General features: G+C 62.0%; 17 protein-coding genes and 1 tRNA gene. 11 read left to right on the top strand and 7 right to left on the bottom strand.

Going from position 1 to position 18030, the window contains the following annotated elements; genetic code table 11:
• Positions 1–57 precede the first annotated feature (57 nt).
• The 4 genes from mnmA to FKV68_RS33540 all read left to right on the top strand — a co-directional run bounded on the left by mnmA (position 58) and on the right by FKV68_RS33540 (position 3077).
• Positions 58–1254, top strand: coding sequence for a tRNA 2-thiouridine(34) synthase MnmA (gene mnmA / locus FKV68_RS17025; protein WP_180938978.1), 1197 nt, complete (start codon positions 58–60; stop codon positions 1252–1254).
• A gap of 134 nt (positions 1255–1388) precedes the next feature.
• Positions 1389–1465 (top strand) — tRNA-Met (locus FKV68_RS17020).
• Between the two features lie 375 nt (positions 1466–1840).
• Entirely contained in the window at positions 1841–2371 is a 531-nt protein-coding gene (locus FKV68_RS17015; RefSeq protein WP_245181621.1) for a methyltransferase family protein, read from the top strand.
• A 580-nt stretch (positions 2372–2951) separates the two neighbouring features.
• Positions 2952–3077 carry a hypothetical protein gene (locus FKV68_RS33540; protein ID WP_269808440.1) on the top strand — a complete coding sequence of 42 codons (126 nt, stop codon included), beginning with the start codon at positions 2952–2954 and terminating at the stop codon, positions 3075–3077.
• On the opposite strand, the gene FKV68_RS17010 is transcribed toward FKV68_RS33540, so the two are convergent.
• Both FKV68_RS17010 and FKV68_RS33135 read right to left on the bottom strand, forming a co-directional pair.
• Entirely contained in the window at positions 3067–3309 is a 243-nt protein-coding gene (locus FKV68_RS17010; RefSeq protein ID WP_245181619.1) for a hypothetical protein, read from the bottom strand. The genes FKV68_RS33540 and FKV68_RS17010 overlap by 11 nt on opposite strands.
• Positions 3310–3535: 226 nt before the next feature.
• Positions 3536–4108, bottom strand: coding sequence for a hypothetical protein (locus FKV68_RS33135; RefSeq protein WP_245181617.1), 573 nt, complete (start codon positions 4106–4108; stop codon positions 3536–3538).
• A 90-nt stretch (positions 4109–4198) separates the two neighbouring features.
• Between FKV68_RS33135 and FKV68_RS33130 the strand changes: the two genes are divergently transcribed.
• The 3 genes from FKV68_RS33130 (at position 4199) to FKV68_RS33125 (ending at position 6419) form a co-directional block, all read left to right on the top strand.
• Complete coding sequence (locus FKV68_RS33130) at positions 4199–4837, top strand: hypothetical protein (RefSeq protein WP_245181615.1); 639 nt, start codon at positions 4199–4201, stop codon at positions 4835–4837.
• Entirely contained in the window at positions 4824–5915 is a 1092-nt protein-coding gene (locus FKV68_RS17000) for a nucleotidyltransferase family protein (protein WP_180938976.1), read from the top strand. The genes FKV68_RS33130 and FKV68_RS17000 overlap by 14 nt, the downstream gene beginning before the upstream one ends.
• A gap of 198 nt (positions 5916–6113) precedes the next feature.
• Positions 6114–6419 carry a hypothetical protein gene (locus FKV68_RS33125; protein WP_245181613.1) on the top strand — a complete coding sequence of 102 codons (306 nt, stop codon included), beginning with the start codon at positions 6114–6116 and terminating at the stop codon, positions 6417–6419.
• Between the two features lie 75 nt (positions 6420–6494).
• Here the strand turns inward: FKV68_RS33125 and FKV68_RS16995 are convergent, their stop codons facing one another.
• Both FKV68_RS16995 and hutF read right to left on the bottom strand, forming a co-directional pair.
• Complete coding sequence (locus FKV68_RS16995; protein WP_180938975.1) at positions 6495–7079, bottom strand: HutD/Ves family protein; 585 nt, start codon at positions 7077–7079, stop codon at positions 6495–6497.
• 209 nt (positions 7080–7288) lie between these two features.
• Entirely contained in the window at positions 7289–8665 is a 1377-nt protein-coding gene (gene hutF, locus FKV68_RS16990; RefSeq protein WP_180938974.1) for a formimidoylglutamate deiminase, read from the bottom strand.
• Between the two features lie 229 nt (positions 8666–8894).
• Here hutF and hutC point away from each other — a divergent pair, with 229 nt between their 5' ends.
• Positions 8895–9638 (top strand): histidine utilization transcriptional repressor HutC, encoded by a 744-nt coding sequence (hutC, locus tag FKV68_RS16985; RefSeq protein ID WP_180938973.1) that lies wholly within the window; start codon positions 8895–8897, stop codon positions 9636–9638.
• Positions 9639–9669: 31 nt separating this feature from the next.
• A complete protein-coding gene (locus FKV68_RS16980) occupies positions 9670–12597 on the top strand; it encodes an aminotransferase (RefSeq protein WP_180938972.1) in 2928 nt (975 codons plus the stop codon).
• 13 nt (positions 12598–12610) lie between these two features.
• Here the strand turns inward: FKV68_RS16980 and FKV68_RS16975 are convergent, their stop codons facing one another.
• Positions 12611–13552, bottom strand: a complete 942-nt coding sequence (locus FKV68_RS16975; RefSeq protein WP_180938971.1) for an AraC family transcriptional regulator — start codon at positions 13550–13552, stop codon at positions 12611–12613.
• A 220-nt stretch (positions 13553–13772) separates the two neighbouring features.
• Here FKV68_RS16975 and FKV68_RS16970 point away from each other — a divergent pair, with 220 nt between their 5' ends.
• The gene (locus FKV68_RS16970) at positions 13773–14813 is read left to right on the top strand and encodes an NAD(P)-dependent alcohol dehydrogenase (RefSeq protein WP_180938970.1); all 1041 of its coding nucleotides are present in this window, start codon (positions 13773–13775) and stop codon (positions 14811–14813) included.
• 29 nt (positions 14814–14842) lie between these two features.
• On the opposite strand, the gene FKV68_RS16965 is transcribed toward FKV68_RS16970, so the two are convergent.
• A complete protein-coding gene (locus tag FKV68_RS16965; protein WP_136508815.1) occupies positions 14843–15307 on the bottom strand; it encodes a winged helix-turn-helix transcriptional regulator in 465 nt (154 codons plus the stop codon).
• Between the two features lie 25 nt (positions 15308–15332).
• On the bottom strand, positions 15333–16496 hold the full coding sequence (locus tag FKV68_RS16960) for a M20 aminoacylase family protein (RefSeq protein ID WP_180938969.1): 1164 nt from the start codon (positions 16494–16496) through the stop codon (positions 15333–15335).
• Positions 16497–16787: 291 nt separating this feature from the next.
• Here FKV68_RS16960 and FKV68_RS16955 point away from each other — a divergent pair, with 291 nt between their 5' ends.
• On the top strand, positions 16788–17873 hold the full coding sequence (locus tag FKV68_RS16955) for a D-alanyl-D-alanine carboxypeptidase family protein (RefSeq protein ID WP_180938968.1): 1086 nt from the start codon (positions 16788–16790) through the stop codon (positions 17871–17873).
• Positions 17874–18030 lie beyond the last annotated feature (157 nt).

The following is an 18030-nucleotide window of genomic DNA, read 5'->3' as shown; positions in this document are numbered from 1 at the left end:
GTGAAACAGCGCGGCGCAAACGATCGGCGCAGGCGCCGCAATGCCGGATTGGATCCCGTGAACAGTCTCGATTTTGACCGCAAGCCCGAAGATACGCGCGTCGTCGTCGCCATGTCCGGCGGCGTCGATTCCTCCGTCGTGGCGGGGCTGCTCAAACGCGAGGGCTATGACGTACTCGGCATCACGCTGCAACTCTACGATCACGGTGCGGCGGTGCATCGCGCCGGCTCCTGCTGCGCCGGCCAGGACATCGACGATGCGCGTCGCGTCTGCGAGACGCTTGGTATTCCGCATTATGTGCTGGACTATGAGGCGCGCTTCCGCGAGACGGTGATCAATCCCTTCGCCGAAAGCTATATCGCCGGCGAGACGCCGATCCCTTGCGTTGCCTGCAATCAGACGGTCAAGTTCGCCGATCTGCTGGCGACTGCCAAGGAACTCGGTGCCGATGCGCTCGCCACCGGCCACTACATCCGTTCCCGGCCGAGCCCGAACCCGCGTTATGCAGGGCAGCGCGCGCTCTACCGGCCGACGGACGCCGAGCGCGACCAGAGCTATTTCCTGTTCGCGACCACGCAGGAGCAGATCGATTATCTGCGCTTCCCCCTGGGCGGCCTTTCCAAGGCCGAGACGCGGGCGCTTGCCGCGGACATGGGCCTGATCGTTGCCAAGAAGGCCGACAGCCAGGACATCTGCTTCGTGCCGCAGGGCAAATACAGCGACATCGTTTCGAAGCTGAAGCCGAATGCGTCCCTTGCCGGCGAGATCGTCCATCTCGACGGCCGGGTGCTTGGCAGCCACGACGGCATCCTGCATTACACGATCGGCCAACGGCGCGGCATCGGCGTCGCCACCGGTGAGCCGCTTTACGTGGTCTATCTCGACGCCCGCTCGCGCCGCGTCATCGTCGGCCCGAAGGAGGCGCTGGAGACGCGCCGCGTCTATCTGCGCGACGTCAACTGGCTGGGCGATGAGGAACTCGAGCAGGCGGCCGCCCGCGGCTTCGACTGCTTCGCCAAGGTGCGCTCCACCCGCCAGCCGATGCCGGCGGTCCTGAAGAGCGACGCCGAGGGCCTTTATGTCGAGCTTGCCGAGGGCGAGGCCGGCGTGGCGCCTGGTCAGGCCTGCGCGCTTTATTCCGGCGCCGGCGAAGACGCGCGCGTCTATGGCGGCGGCTTCATTCGCAAATCCGAGCGCGAGCCCGGCGCGGAAGCGGCGCTCAAGGCGCTTTTGCAGGAGCCGGCGGCGGCTTGAGAAGGCGTGATCAGCAACGTCAGGAAAAGTTCACATTTTCCCGCAGACTTTGCTTGACACTAGCCGGAACAGCACCTTATAAGCCGCCCGTCCAGCCGAGACGGGCTTCCAGCGGAAGCTTCCACGGCACCGGCGGCGGAGTAGCTCAGTAGGTTAGAGCAGAGGAATCATAATCCTTGTGTCGGGGGTTCGAATCCCTCCTCCGCTACCATTGACAAGGTTGTCCGGCCCGGAGGCATAGGTAACAGTTTGGCCCTAAGACACGGGTGACTGTCGCGCCGGAGCTCGCAGCGATTTTCCGGAATTTTGACACCGAAATCCGGAAAAGTGAATTTTCCGCTCTTCATCAAAAATCGTTCCATACAAGAGCGCGCCCGCTGCGCCCGCCAAGGGCTCTCGAGTGGGCGTTCAGGGCGTCTCCTCAATGCGCGGCATCGCGGTGATATTGACGGCTCGCCGACAGGTTGGCGGAATACTGATCGTGGAAGGTGTTGCTGCCGCCCCGCCGGCTCGAGTGCGCCAGGCATTCAGGCTCAGACGGCCGCCTCGGCCGCTTCGGTCCGCCTTTGAATGGAGAACCTGCTCGATGATACTCGATGATATCGTTCACCAGGGAAACTGGTTCTTCCGCTGGCGCAGCTACGTGCTGCTGATTACCATTCCGATTGCATTTCTTGTCCTCAGTCAGGGTGAGCCGATCGAGCTCCGTTTCGGCGACGGAGCGGATTTCGTCTACGAGGGTTTCTGCCTCGCGCTTGCACTCGTGGGGCTGGCAATAAGAGCTTTTACCGTGGGGCATGCCCCGAAAGGCACATCCGGCCGCAACACTCGGAAGCAGATTGCCGAGTCGCTCAACACTACCGGAATGTACTCGCTTTGTAGAAACCCGCTCTATTTCGGAAACGCTGTCATCTACCTGGCCGCCTCATCGCGGCCGAAGAGGCCTTCCTCGCGGAAAAGTTTGGCGAACAGTATAAGGAATGGGCTCAACGCGTTCCCGTGTTTTTCCCTCGGCTATCCGGTTGGGAGCGACCCGCCTTGCCGTTCTCGCCGAGGAACGCTCTACGACGGGAGTATCCGGGCTTCTTTGCGATCATTGTCGCATTCGCAGCCATAGAGGCGCTTGGCGACATCCTGTTCCACGGACGCTTGTTCGACGAGTCAGCCTGGATTGGAGCTTTCATCTTTGGGACTGTCGTCTACCTGGCGCTGCTATTCCTTAAGAAGCGCACCAGCTTTCTCGATGTTCAAGGGCGGTAGGATGGCGGGGTGCGTAGTCCCCCCGCGCCGGGCAACGGTCAGCGGAAGGTTCGCACGGCGTCGTCGTCGACCGGATTGGCCTTCAACATCCCGTCCAGGATCGATACTCGCAAAGTGTGACCACTGTTTCATGCGAGCGCGGGTGACTGATCCCAAGAAAAAGCCCCGCGCGATGGCGGGGCAAGTTTCGCATCCCGTTGCCTTCAAGGGATGCGGGGGAAAGATGTAGCTCCAATGAGAAACTACGATGCGACGCTATCGATGGAGTGGTGAGAGAGGAAGGTCCGAATCTCCGATTCCGGTACGCTTCTGCAAATAAAGCGCGTGTGACGATCTGCTGCATTTGCGTGATAAAATTTAGTATTTGCTAAATCATTTAGCGTTAAGATTCCGGAATGCGCGGCTTGCTACTCCTCATTGTTGGATTGTGTGGCCTCTTGGCGATCGATCAGATCGCGACCGACGGCCGGTACCGCCGCGCGGGCTGGAGCGAAGCGAAAGCGCAAGGCAACGCCCTCCAGGATCGGGTGGAATATTGGGTCTCCAGCGTCATCAAGCTTTGACGCGGGCTCGCCGGGCGGCCCTGCGTTCCGCCATTTTCGCCTGGAATTTGTCGACCAGCCGCGGCGCGCTGGGTAGAGCCATGTTCATGGCCTTGTCTAAGTCGTCCTTGTACCAGAACTTGCGCCTTGGTCCCTCGACCACACGTGGCTGCGGGTAGCCTTTCCCGATACGCTCGAGGAAGTCCTCGACGTGCTTTTCTCCAACGTAGCCGGCCGCCATCTCAGCCATCATGCGAGGTGGCCAACTACCGGAGGGAATCTGGGCGGCACGACGTTTTCTGTCTTGTTGGGGCATCGTAGCACCGTTTCTTCGACTACACCGAGACGTCCCACAGCGCCGCGCGTCTCCCGAGACGCGCAAAGGCCGCTGCACTTTGAATCGCTGCATGATTCCTGAAGTCGATGCCGACTTGAGGAATCATGCTGTAGGCTCTCACAGCCCGGGTTGCAGTCAAGAATTAGGGGCGCCCGCCAAAGGGAGTATGGACGGTCAAGCGAACGTGCCGGGTGGCGTCACCGAAGGCCCCCTGGGTGCGAGGCGCGCCGGAAAAAATTTGCCGAACACTGCCAGCAGACTGGCGGGCAGGCCGAATTTCGAGCAGAAATAGGCGCAGGGCTGAAATTTCGAGGCTCAGGCGGCGGGCAAGGGGGTTGGAATGAAGTTCCGCGTCTCTGACGGCGCACGATTTTTTCTGCTTGGGCAACGCAAGACGATTTTCGTTGAACCGGCGCAACAGATTTTTGAAGTCGATGACCTGACGGCGTATTTGACGTGCAACCTCGTCGAAGCGCTGTCGTTTCAGGAAATGGTATCCGATCTGGTGGGGCGTGGTTTGGCCCGTGGTCCCGCCAACGCTTTCGTGAAAAAATATCTCCGGTCCTGGTCGCGTCAGGGGTTGCTGGACGTTGTTCTCGATGAGAATGACGGACAGCCTATTCATACCCATGTGCTTGATCTCGCAACGACAGCTGCCGCGATTGCATATTACGATCGAAGTGTTCGCGATCTCTTCCTGCCTGTTTTCGATCATCTGGCAAGGCCCGGCGCACAGGCTGCTCTTGCCTACGACGTGGCAAGGTTCGGCGACTGCGGTTGCATTCGCAGGAATGGCTCGCGCGGTATGATCGTGACCAGCGCCGAAGCGGTTCCGGCATTGAAGGGATTTCTGACGGAAGATGCCTTGGGGGCGGTCGGCACCGATGTCGCGCTGCACGGGGCGCTTCTCGTGAAAAACGCGCGCAGCCTGTTGATCTGTGGCGCTCCCGGTGCGGGAAAGACTACTCTTGCCCTGGCACTTGTCGCAGCGGGCTTTGATTGCGGCGGGGACGACATCGCCTTGATGGATGGAAGGGGCCTAATGCGCGGCGTACCCTTTGCGCCCGCGCTCAAATCCGGGTCGTGGGATCTCCTGGACGGCCTTCGCGACGCGATCATCGCCTGCCCTGTTCACCGTCGCCTCGACAACAAGAGAGTCCGATACTTGGCGCCGGTTCGATATGCGCCGCGCGAACATGTTCCGCTGCACATGATCGTGCTTATCCGGCGTCGGAAAGAAGGACCGGCGGTGATTTCGGCAGTCGAGCCGGTGCAGGCGCTTTCTGAATTGCTCTCGGGGGCGTTCACTTCAGAGCGACGTTTGGACGTGATGCAGTTCGAGAGCCTGCTGACAGCCGTTTCCGGCGCTCGATTGGTCGAGCTTACTTTTTCACGGCTCGATGAGGCCGTCGCGATCCTGAGCCGATATCATGAAGAGGGATAGCTACAGGGATCTCCTCGCGCTCGCTTCCTGCCTGGACGGCTGCGTTCCCAGCGACGTCGACTGGGATGCCGTCATAGGACTGGCAAATAAAAGCATGACGATTTCGTCGCTCGCCGCGGCGATGGGCAGATATGCGCGCCCCGAAGACATCCCTGAGGAGGTTCAGGCATATCTCGCGGAGATCTACCGGCGAAACGCTCAGCGCAATACAAGGCTGAATTCACAACTGGAGGAAGCGATAGGTTGCCTGAATGGCATTGGCATCGAACCGGTCGCCATGAAGGGCGCCGCTATTCTGCTGGCGCAGAGACAGAGCGAGATCGGTGCGCGGATGCTTACCGATCTGGATATCTTCGTTCGCCCCGCTGATATGCCCAGGGCCATTGGCGCACTGCAAAGTATTGGCTATGTCATCCGCGAGGACGCCGGCGCGGGCTCCTGGCCTGGAAATCCAAAGTTTCGCCTACCCGTCGTGCTCGCTCGTCCTGAAGATGCGGGCAGCATCGACCTCCAATGCCGTCCAAAGGGGCCGGCCGCCTTCAGCGACATCGAGTGGGTATATCGCAACGGCAGCCGGATGACGCTTGATGGCGCTCATGTCTATGTCCCTTCGCCGTTTGCCCAGATTGTCTACCTGATGCTGCACGATCAATTTCAGGATGGGGACTACTGGCGAGGCCTGGTGGACGTGCGCCATCTCCTCGATATAGCAAACCTCGCGCGATCCACAGAGGAGATGCGGTGGGAGGCGTTAAGATCCCTGTTCGCACCGGGATATGAAAGACATGCGATAGATACGCAAATTCTGACGGCAAGTATACTTTTCAATATATCCAGTGACCTTGCCGAGCCTTCCGGCATATTGCCGAACCTTCAACTTTCTCGAAGGAAAATTCAACTGGAGCGAGGATATCTTCGTGGACCATTTACATTTCTGACACTTCTGACGGAATTGCTCCACTATCCGTCCTGGGATCGTTTCGGAGGCGAGCCACACGCCTCGCGATGGCAGGAGCTAAAGCGTAAGGCTCGCGAATTGCGGCGTATTTTCCGCCCGATACCACCGGGCAAGGCATGAAACACGCGGAAGGCGCGTGAGGAAATCCCTGGCCCTTCGCCGCGTGAGGGAAGGTACCCCTATCCAACGATATAATCTCTTATAGTTAATTGGCTTGTTTGCTCCAGTATTGTATAAGTAAAAACGGCAACTTTTTCTATTATTTCTCCGGACTTACGGCGTTCGTTCGAAGCTCGGCCATATGAAGGGAAGGCATTCATGAGTACTGAGATGCCAGACGGGCTGCCGTCGCGGAGTGAAGAAGATCGGCGCGAATTCCTGAAAAGCTGCGGCCGCTTCGCCGTGGTGACACCGCCGGCGGTCACGATGTTACTGTCGACAAGCCTGACGTCGAACGCGATTGCCAAATCGGGCGGCGGCGGTAAGGCGCACCGCGACAACGGTTGGGGCAACGGCCCGGACGGTACAAATCCCGGCAGTTCTCACGGCGGGGGCACCTCTCGGGGCGGACCTGGAAAAGGGCAATCGCAAAGTGGCTCCAAATCCGCAGGCACGGGACGCTAGGCTGCCGGTCGAGCAGGGCCGCAGGTGAACATTTCTCCGGTGCGCCCGTCGCCGACCGCAGCGCCCCACCGAACTTCACGCGGCTCCGCCAGGCACGATCTCGACAAGGAAGAGCCCGGAGGCGATCTCCGCCGTCAGCGTGAGGGGAAGCGGCTGGACGAGGATCGCCGCGTCCAGCGCATGAAGCGTCGCGGTCACGCCTTCCGTCGCCAGCGTGACACTTCCCCGGTGGCAGAAGACGATGAGTTCCCGGGCATGGGATTCGAGCGACTGCGAGCCCTCGACGTGAAGCCGCCGCACGCGGTGCTTCAGCACGCCGCGCCGCGTCATGACGTTCAGGTCGATCACCGGGCCGTCGCGAAGCGTTGCCGATGTCGGCGCTTCAGCGGGGAAGGAGAGGGGTGCATCCGTGACCGTCAGCAGCTTCGGTTGCCGGCCCTCGATTGCAAGCGTCATGCCGGCGCCTTCGAGGATCGAGAGCGTGCGGTCGATGCCGGGGAAGCTCGAGAAGGACCCGTCGCTCGCGACGGTCGCCATGCTGATGCGCCAATCGAAATCGGAAAGCGACGCGCGTTCCGGAGAGACGGCGATTTCCACGGTCTCGCCGCCGCCGTTCTTCCACGGCATGCGCCTATATTCGTTCGAGCGCAGGATCTTCATGGCATAGCTCCTTGCATCAGATTGCGCATCCGCTCGACGTCATTCGCAGGCTCGTCCCAGGCATAGTCTAGACTGCATCGCGAAACAGGGCCGGCGCCAAACGGGGCGCGACAAAAACCGTTAGCCAGATTGCACAGAATATCACCCGGCGTTCTGTTGTGCACGGCCTGCAATCGTCGGTCGCGGCCTCTTGATCGTCGCTTCGACGACTATTTCAGTTTCATCAGAACCCGCGCGAAGGCGCGGTCGATGTCTTCTTCCCGATCATGGCGACCGTTGCGGATCTTCCATTGGCCTGCGACCATGACATCGCGGACGGTTTCGCCACCGAGCGCGAACAGCCAGCGGTCGAGAATCTGGTTGCCGGCGGCGGCGGCGATATAGGGACTAGCGCCGTCGAGAACCACGAGATCCGCGCGTGCGCCGGCTTCGATGCCGGGTGCGTCGAGGCCGGCGGCTTGCGCACCGCCGGCAAGGGCTGCCTCGAAGATCGACCGCCCGACGGATGCGCCGGGGCCGGCGGCAAGCCGGTTTCGCCGGCGATCGCGCAGCCGCTGGCCGTATTCGAGCAGCCGCAGTTCCTCCGCAACGCTGGTTGCGACGTGGCTGTCGGTGCCGATGCCGACACGGCCGCCCTCGGCGATGAAATCGACTGCGGGAAAGATGCCGTCTCCGAGATTGGCTTCGGTCGCGGGGCAAAGGCCGGCAACCGCCCCCGATCCGGCCAGCCGTCTCGTTTCCTCGGCTGTCATGTGCGTCGCGTGTATGGCGCACCAGCGCTCATCGACGGGCATCTCGTCAAGCAGCCATTCGACCGGCCGACGGCCGCTCCAGGCAAGGCAGTCCTCGACTTCGCGCGTCTGCTCGGCCACATGAATGTGAATGGGACCGGAAGCTGGAGCCGCGGCTAGAATTGTCCGCATCTCGTCCGGGGTCGCGGCGCGCAGTGAATGGATAGCATAGCCGAGCTTGGCGGCAGCGCTCGCGCAGGCGGGACCGAGGCGATCGAGAAGGGCAAGAAAGCGCTCCGGATCATGCAGGAACGGACGCTGGCCGGGGTTGGGCGCCACACCGCCGAAATTGGCATGGGCATAGAAGACGGGCAGATGGGTCAGGCCGATGCCCGTCGCTTCTGCCGCGCGCAAGATGCGGAGCGACATTTCGGCCGGATCGGCATAAGGCGTGCCGTTTGCCTGGTGATGAAGATAGTGGAACTCGACCACGCGGCCGAAGCCGCCTTTCAGCATCTCCATGTACAGCTTGGCGGCGATGGCCTCGACGTCGTCCGGGTCGACGAGGCCGACGGTGCGGTACATTTCCTCGCGCCAGGTCCAGAAACTGTCGTCTCCCGTGCCCGCCACTTCCGCGAGGCCGGCCATGGCGCGCTGAAATGCATGGGAGTGAAGGTTGGCAATCGCCGGAACCACCGGACCCGGCAGCCGTTCATCGCCTTCCGCCATGGATTGGCCGGGCGTGACCGATGCGATGCCGCCGCTACCGTCAAGGGCGATGGCCACGTTTTCGGCCCAGCCGTTTGGAAGAAGAGCGCGATCGGCGAAGAGCCGATGGACGGAAAAGGTTGCCATGCTCGTTTTTCCTGTACGTGGTTGTATATGGAACTATAGATACTTTGTGGTGGCGCGCAAGGCTAAAATCGGGGAAAAGAATCGTTGCCGAGGTGGTCGCTGCCTTCTACAGGGCCGCGTCTTATCAGACGCGCAAGGACACCGTAGCACTTTGAGGCGCTGCGTGTTTTATCTTTAAATCGACCACGATTTAAGGAAGCATGCAGTAGGCATTGGATGGGAGTAGGTGATGACGGCACCGGGGTGGAGGGATGACAGGGCGACCTTCGCGCCAGGGCCAGTGCCGCGCTATGAGGCAGTCAAACAGTTCATTCGCAGCCGGATCGAGAGCGGCGAATGGCCCACCAATCACCGGATACCGTCGGAAAACGACATCGTCGCGGATCTCGGCGTCAGCCGGATGACTGCGAACAGGGCCCTGCGCGAGCTTGCGAGCGAGGGCGCGATCACCCGGGTGCAGGGAGTCGGATCCTTTGTGGCGGCCCACAAGGGCAGCACGGCGCTCCTCGAGGTCCGCAACATCGCGGACGAGATCCGCGCGCGTGGCCATCGTCACACCTCCCGGCTGACCCTTTTGCAGGAGGAGCCGGCGAGCCCCGAGATCGGCGATGCGCTCGGGCTTCCGACGGGCGCAAGGGTGTTCCATTCGATCATGGTCCATTGCGAGGATGAGGTGCCGATCCAGATCGAGGATCGGTTCGTCAACCCGGCGGTCTGCCCCAATTACGTGGCGCAGGATTTCAGCGCCATGACCCCGAACGCCTATCTGACCCTGGTGGCGCCGATCACCCGCACCGAGCAGATCGTCGAGGCGGTGTTGCCCAAAGCCTGGGAATGCAAGCTTCTCGCGATCGGCCGCAACGAGCCGTGCCTGATGATCCGCCGCCGGACCTGGTCGGAAACGGCGAGCGTCACGACCGCGCGGCTGCTTTATCCAGGCACGCGCTATCGCCTTGAGGGCGTCTCGCAGTGAGGCGATCCCGCGAATAAACGGGAATGGAACGATGGACGGAGAAACGCTCAAGCTCCGCACGCAGCTTGCAAGGCCGGATGTCTCCGCCGAGGAGGCGAAACGCGTTCTATCGGATGAGTATGATCTTTCCGGCGCGCTGACCGAGCTTGGAAGCCAGCAGGATCGAAACTACCGTGTCGATACGGATGACGGCCGTTTCGTCCTGAAAATCTGCCGGATGGAATATGCGCGGGTCGAACTCGAGGCGCAGAATGCGGCGCTCCATCATCTTGGCGTCGCGCCGGGCGCTCCGGAAGTGCCGGCCGTCGTTTCGTCGCTGAATGGCGGGGAGATCGTCGTCGCCACCGTCCGCGACGTGCCCTATCAGTTCCGGCTGCTCACCTATCTCGATGGCACGCCTTTGACCCGCCGCAAGCATCTTCCGGCGCAAACGGTGGCCGAGCTTGGAGATCTTGCCGGACGGCTGGCTTCGGCGCTTGAAGGCTTCGATCATCCCGGGCTCGAGCGCGAACTGCAATGGGACCTGCAACGGGCGGGACCGGTTGCACTGCACCTGCTGTCGACCATGACCGACGTGGATTTGCGCAAGCGCGTCGCCGAGGCAATGGTCGCCGCCATGCGGCGCGTGCAGCCGCTCATGCCCGAGTTGCGGGTTCAGGCTATTCATCAGGACATCACAGACGACAATGTCGTGAGCAGCGCGGAGCCAGACGGCAGGCTTGTGCCCGGGGGCGTGATCGACTTTGGTGACGTGCTCAAGGGATGGCTTGTCGCCGAGCTGGCAGTCACATGTGCGTCGCTCCTTCACCACGCCGACGGTGACCCTTTCGTCATTCTGCCGGCGGTCCAGGCATTCCACGCGGCATGCCCGCTGACGGATGTCGAGCTGAAGGCGCTCTGGCCGCTCATCGTGGCACGGGCGGGCATCCTGGTCGCAAGTACCGAACAGCAGCTGGAGATCGATCCCGACAACGCCTATGTGCGTGGAAATGCTGCCCACGAGCGTGAAATCCTCGATGCCGCGCTCTCCGTACCTTTCGGCCTGATGGAACACGCGATCCACCGGGTCGTGGGGAAAGGGGTGGCTGTGACCGTGCCGTTGACGGCCGGCCGCCTGCTGCCGGACGTCGACCCCGCCCGCGTCGGTATCGTCGATCTTTCTCTCCTCGGGGCTCATCTTCCGGCCGACCGCTGGCATTATGAGGATACGGAAGCGCTGCTCTTGCAGTCGGCAGCGCGGGCGGCCGGGGCTTCCGCCACGCGCTACGGCGAATTCCGTTTGACCGAAACGCGGCTTCTCCAGGCAAGGTCGCCTGCGACCTTCGCTCTGCACGTCGATCTCTGCGTGCACGGGCAAACGGCTGTCCATGCGCCGTTTGCGGGTAATCTCGGGCGGCGCGGAGAAAAGCTGGTCCTGTCGACCGACGGACTACATCTCCATCTCAACGGCGTCGAACCGGCCGATCCCTCCGAAGGCGCGATTGAAACCGGAGCGTCGATCGGCATCGTTCCCGGCGATCCGTCAGCGTTGCGCTTCATCCGCGTGCAACTCTCGACGGAAGCGGAGATCGACCCGCCGCCCTTTGCGACCGCGGGCCAGGCGGAAGCCTGGCGGGCGCTCTGCCCGTCGCCCGCGCAAATGCTCGGCTTCGATTGTGACGCGCCCTTGCCGGCGGCGGGCGAACTGCTTCAGCGCCGGCAACGGCATTTCGCGCGGCCGCAGAAAAACTACTACCGGCAGCCGCCACAGATCGAGCGGGGCTGGAAGGAACATCTCTTCGATGTCGAGGGCCGTGCCTATCTCGACATGGTCAACAATGTCACGATCGTAGGCCACGGCCATCCGCGCCTTTCGGCGGCGGTTGGGCGGCAATGGTCGCTTCTCAACACCAATTCGCGCTTCCACTATGCATCCGTGGCGGAATTTTCGGAGCGACTCGCTGGGCTGGCTCCCGAGGGACTCGACACGGTCTTTCTCGTTAACAGCGGCTCGGAGGCGAATGACCTCGCGATCCGCCTCGCCTGGGCCTATTCCGGCGCGCGTCACATGCTCTCGCTGCTTGAAGCGTATCACGGCTGGACGGTCGCGAGCGATGCGGTCTCAACCTCGATCGCCGACAACCCGCAAGCGTTGACGACGCGGCCCGACTGGGTACACGCGGTCATATCCCCGAACACCTATCGCGGCGCGTTTCGCGGAGAAGGCTCGACCGTCGACTATGTTCGCGCCGTTAGCGAGAAACTGGAGGAGCTCGACCAGCGCCGGGAGGGCCTTGCGGGCTTCATCTGCGAAGCGGTCTATGGAAACGCGGGCGGCATCCCGTTGCCGCCCGGATATCTCCAGGCCGTCTATGCCACGGTCAGGGCAAGAGGCGGCGTCTGCATCGCCGACGAAGTGCAGGTTGGTTACGGCCGCCTTGGCCATCACTTCTGGGGCTTCGAGGAGCAGCGCGTCGTTCCGGACATCATCACGGTCGCCAAGGGCATGGGCAACGGCCATCCGCTCGGCGCAGTCATCACGCGGCGCGAGATTGCGGAGGCGCTGGAAAAGGAAGGCTACTTCTTCTCGTCCGCCGGCGGCAGTCCGGTAAGCTCCGTCGTCGGCCTCACCGTGCTCGACATTCTCCACGACGAGGCCCTGCAGGAGAATGCCCGCACGGTCGGCGACCACCTCAAGGTGCGGCTGCAGGCGCTTGGCGAGCGCTTTCCGATGGTCGGAGCGGTCCACGGCATGGGGCTTTATCTCGGCGTCGAGTTCGTTCGCGACCGCGAAACGCTCGAGCCGGCGACGCAGGAGACGGCGGCGATCTGCGACCGCCTCCTTGAACTCGGGGTCATCATGCAGCCGACCGGCGATCACCTGAACGTATTGAAGATCAAGCCGCCGCTCTGCCTCAGCCGCGAAAGCGCCGACTTTTTTGCCGAGATGCTGGAGCGGGTGCTGGACGACGGCTGGTGAATGAGGCTGGTTTCTACCCCTCGCTCAACATTTCCGTCTCGCCGCTCAATAGTCCGACGAGGCTCCGGCGAACACGGCCGATATCGCGCGCCGGCGGCTCGCCGAACTGACGGGAATATTCGCGGCTGAACTGTGACTGGCTCTCATAGCCGACCTGATGGCCGGCGTCGCCTGCATCCAGGCGCTCCTCCAGCATCAGGCGCCGCGCCTCCTGCAGCCGGAGCTGCTTCTGATACTGCAGGGGGCTCATCGCCGTGATCGACTTGAAGTGATGATGAAGCGAGGAAACGCTCATGCTGACGCGGCTTGCGAGATCGTCGATGCGCAATGGGTGCGCATAGTGCTCCTTCAGCCATGCGACGGCGCGACCGATCTGGTGGGGCTGGCTTTCCGCCGTCGACATCTGCCTGAGCCTCGTGCCGTGCGGTCCGACGAGCAGGCGATAGAGGAGTTCCTGCTCGATCAACGGCAGAAGCGCGGCAATGTCGTCCGGGCGCTCAAGCAGCCGCAGCAGGCGGAGCGCAGCGTCTTCGAGATCGGGAGCTATCTTGCTTACCGTCATTCCGCGCGCGGAGGCCGACGGCTTCACCCGGCGGTCGCCGATCAAATCCAGCAGTGCAGGGATCTTTCCGGTATCGATCTGGAAGGCCAGGCTCAAATAGGGCTCTTCCGGCGACGCCTGCGATACCTGGGAGAGGACGGGCAGGTCGATCGAGGTCAACAGATAGTCCGAAGCGCCGTAGACAAGGGTCTCGTCCCCGAGCACCACGCGCTTGGCTCCCTGCACGATGATCGCGAGGCTCGGCTTGTAAGCTGCGCAATTCGGTTTCGCCGTGCTCGAATGCCGGTGGATGCTGAGACCCGGTACGACCGTTGCGTGGTCTCCGTCCCTTTCGGCGATACGGGCAATGATATCGATCATCTCCTGGCGTGGCGTCTGTCGTGTCGTTGTCATATTCAGCGGCCTTTCCAGTGTCTTAGGTCTGCGCGGTTGGTCGTTCAGATAGGTTCCTCGGGCGGCGTCGCGACGGCGCTCGCTTCACTCTTGCAGGATTGTACAAAAACTTTGCAGGATCGCACTAACGCATGGTCGCTCCGAAACAGCATAGTCCGCCCTGTCGCTGGAGGTCCATGCCTCACGAGCGCATCATTTTCCAGACATCAAGGATAGACCCATGGCTATAGCAAGAGGATATGCGGCGACCGATGCAACGAAGCCGCTTACACCTTTCACATTCGAGCGCCGCGAACCGCGTGACGATGATGTGGTCATCGACATCAAATATTGCGGCGTCTGCCATTCCGATATCCATCAGGCCCGCAACGAATGGGGCAACTCCGCTTTCCCCATGGTGCCGGGACATGAGATCGTCGGCATCGTTTCGGCGGTCGGATCAAAAGTCACGAAGTTCAAGGTCGGCGACCGTGCCGGCGTCGGCTGCTTTGTCGATTCCTGCACCACCTGCGCCACCCGCGATCTCGATCTGGAGCATTATCTGCCCGGTCTGGTCGTGACCTATAATGGCGTCGAGGCCGACGGAAATACCCCGACCCAAGGCGGCTACTCGGATCATATCGTCGTCAAGGAAGGCTACGTGCTTTCGATTCCAGAGAACCTGCCGCTCGATGCAGCCGCCCCGCTGCTTTGCGCCGGCATCACGCTTTACTCTCCGCTGCGCCACTGGAAGGCGGGACCCGGCAAGAAGGTCGCAATCGTCGGCATGGGCGGCCTCGGGCACATGGGCGTGAAGCTCGCCCATGCGATGGGCGCCGAGGTGACGGTGCTGAGCCAGAGCCTCTCGAAGAAGGAGGACGGGCTAAAGCTCGGTGCGGACCACTATTACGCGACCAACGACCCGGAGACGTTCCAGGCGCTTGCCGGGAGTTTCGACCTGATCATCTGCACCGTCGCCGCCGAGATCGACTGGAACGCCTATCTCAATCTCCTGAAGGTCGATGGCGATTTCGTGCTGGTCGGCATTCCAGAGAATCCGGTGCCGGTCCACGCCTTTTCGCTGGTTCCGGCGCGGCGCAGCATTTCCGGCTCCATGATCGGCTCGATCAAGGAAACCCAGGAAATGCTGGATTTCTGCGGTGAGCACGGCATCGTTTCCGAGATCGAAACGATCGAGATGGGTCAGATCAACGAGGCCTACGAGCGGGTGATCAAGAGCGACGTGCGCTACCGCTTCGTGATCGACATGGCTTCGCTCTGAGACGCGCAGCGCTGTAATCCCGCTGCCGCTCAGACGAGCGGCAGCGGACCGTCGTTCTTGATCTCTTCCATGACGGCGTAGGTGCGGGTTTCCTTGACGCCGGGCAGCGTCCAAAGCACCTGCCCGAGGAAATTTCGGTAGGCGGTCATGTCCTCGAAGCGGGTCTTGACGAGATAGTCGAAGCCGCCGGCGACCATGTGGCATTCGAGCACGGCGGGAGCCTGCTTGATGGCGATCGCGAATTGGTCGAAGACTTCCGGCGTCGTCTTGTCCAGCATGACTTCTATGAAGACGAGCAGACCGAAGCCGAGTTTGTGCGGATCGAGGCGCGCACCGAAGCCGGAGACGTAGCCTTCCTTCAGCAGGCGGCGCAACCGCTCGCTGGTTGCGGTCGGCGACAGGCCGATGCGGTCGGCCAGTTCGAGATTGGTGATCCGCCCATCCGCCTGCAGAATGTTGAGGATTCTGCGATCCGTTTTGTCGATCTGGTGCATTGCCGCCGCCTCCCGCTCGCGTCTCTCAGGCGGCCAGTCGCGTTTCAGCGAGCTTCACCCAATAGGAGATCCCGTGGGGGATCGCCTCGTCGTTGAAGTCATAAGCCGGATGGTGAAGGCCGGCCGTGTCACCGTTGCCCATGAAGATGAAGGCGCCAGGGCGGGCAAGCAGCATGTAGGAGAAATCCTCGCCGCCCATCATCGGGTCGAGTGAAGCATTGACCTGGGTGGCGCCGGCAACCGTCGCGGCTGCCGCAAGCGCGTGGCCGGTCTCGTCGGCGTGGTTGACCGTCACCGGATAGTTGCGGCCATACCAGACGTTCACCGTCGCGCCGTAGGCGCCGGCGATGCTTTCGGCGATCTGGCGGATGCGCGCCTCGCCGGTGTCACGTACCTCGGGCATCAGGGTGCGAACGGTTCCGGCGAGAACCGCCTGCTCGGGAATGACGTTGTGGGCGAAGCCCGCGTTAAACTTGGTGACCGAGACGACAACGGATCCGAGAGGATCGACAGTGCGCGAAGCGATCGTCTGGAGTGCATTGACGATCTGCGCGCCGATGACGATCGGATCGATCGTCTTGTGCGGCTGCGCCGCGTGCCCACCGCGGCCGTTGATGGTGATGGTGAACTCGTCGGTAGAGGCCATGATCGGGCCGATGCGGCTGCCGAAATGACCGACCGGCATGCCCGGCATGTTGTGCATGCCGTAGACCTCCTCGATCGCGAAACGCTCCATCATGCCGTCCTTGACCATCTCGTTGCCGCCGCCGCCGCCTTCTTCCGCCGGCTGGAAGATCACCGCAACGGAGCCTGCGAAGTTGCGCGTCTCGGCGAGATATTTCGCCGCGCCGAGCAGCATGGCCGTATGGCCGTCGTGGCCACAGGCGTGCATCTTGCCGGCAGTCGTCGATGCCCAGGGCTTTCCGCTCGTCTCGGTGATTGGCAGGGCGTCCATGTCGGCCCGAAGGCCGATGGTCCGGCCGGTGCCGAGATTGCCGCGGATGATGCCGACGACGCCGGTCCTGCCGAGGCCGGTCACGATTTCGTCAACGCCGAATTCCTTCAGTTTCCTTTCCACAAAGGCTGCCGTATTTTCCACCGCGAACAAGAGTTCGGGGTTCATATGCAGGTGGCGCCGCCACTCGGTGACTTCGTTCTGGAGTTCGGCAGCGCGGTTGAGAATTGGCATAGGGTCGTCCGTCCTGTCGGTCTGTTCGGGCACTACTGCATAATTCCCTAAATCGGAATCGATTTAAGGATAAGATCATGCAGAAACTCAAGGCTCTACAGCAACCTTTGCGCGTCCGACTAGACGCGCGGCGCTGTAAGGGCGCGGTGGAATGGCGCGGCAGCCATGGATTGGGCTTTGCCATCTCCTCGCCATATAGGCTAAATACCGGAACGAGGCGAGGCAACTGCGGAATTTCGAGGTCGGATTGTGGTGACGGGTGGATTTTTTAGGCGTGACGCAGCGAGGGCGATGGGCGTTCTCGCGGGAGCCTGTACGGCGTTTCTGGCGGCGGTGTTTCCCGCATCTGCCAACCCGCGGCTTGTCGTCGACGTCAACTCGCTCAAGGTCTACGACCATCAGGACATCTTCAAGAGATGGTACCCGGCGTCGCTGACAAAGCTGATGACGGCCTACACGACCTTTCGGGCGATCAAGACGGGCCAGTTGACGCTGGAAAGCCCGGTTGTGATGACGAAGAACGCCGCATCCGAGCCGCCGAGCAAGATGTTCTATAAGCCCGGCCAGGCGATGACGCTCGACAGCGCGCTGAAGATGATGCTGGTGAAATCGGCAAATGATATTGCCGTTGCCATCGCGGAAACAGTCGGCGGGTCCGAGCCGGCGTTCATCGAGCGGATGAATGCCGAGGCGCGCCGTATCGGGATGACCTCGTCGCATTTCATCAATGCCAACGGACTGCCCGGTGAGGGTCAGTACACGACGGCGCGCGATCTTGCCGTACTCGCCATCACGCTGAAGCGCGAGTTCCCCGAATATGCCTCCTATTTCTCGCTGGAGGGCTTCACCACCGGCAAGAAGGACTATGCCAACTACAACATGCTGATCGGCCGCTTCGACGGCGCGGACGGCATGAAGACCGGCTTTATCTGTGCGTCCGGCTTCAACCAGGTCTCGTCGGCGACGCGCGGTGGCCGCAGTGTCGTTTCGGTCGTCCTCGGCGAAGATAGCCTCGGTGCCCGGGCCGACGAGTCCGCACGCCTGTTGCAGATGGCGCTGACGACCGCCGACGCAGGCAAGCAGGCCCTGACGCAGATCGCACCCTATGGAGAGGGCCGCGATTTGGTTGCCGATGTCAGCAAGGAGATCTGCTCCAAGGCCGCGGCGAAGGTGCGCAGCGAAGGCCGCGACGAGGCCGGTCGCCAGAAGCTGCTTTCTCCGTACATCCACGAAATCAACCGCCCGCTGAAGCTTGCCTTTGCCGGGCTTATTCCCGGTAGCGGCGACAAAACCGCCAAGGCCGGCAGCGAAGTCGCGGCGCAGGGTGATGTCGAGATCGCCAACGTGCCGATCCCGGTTCCTCGCCCGAGCTTCTAGAGCGCCGTGCGTTCAAATGAACGCAAAGGACGCTGCAGCACTTTGAATTGCTGTATGTTTTGTCCGTAAGTCGGGTTCCGATTTAAGGAAACATGCAGTAGAGATGCGCGGTCTTCGGCCGCATCCCGCATCTCAAATCCGATTTCGGGGCATTTCG

The sequence above is a fragment of the Sinorhizobium mexicanum genome, from assembly GCF_013488225.1.
Lineage (GTDB): Bacteria > Pseudomonadota > Alphaproteobacteria > Rhizobiales > Rhizobiaceae > Sinorhizobium > Sinorhizobium mexicanum.
The sequence above is the reverse complement of the archived record's forward strand: the minus strand, read 5'-3'. Positions and strand labels throughout refer to the sequence as shown.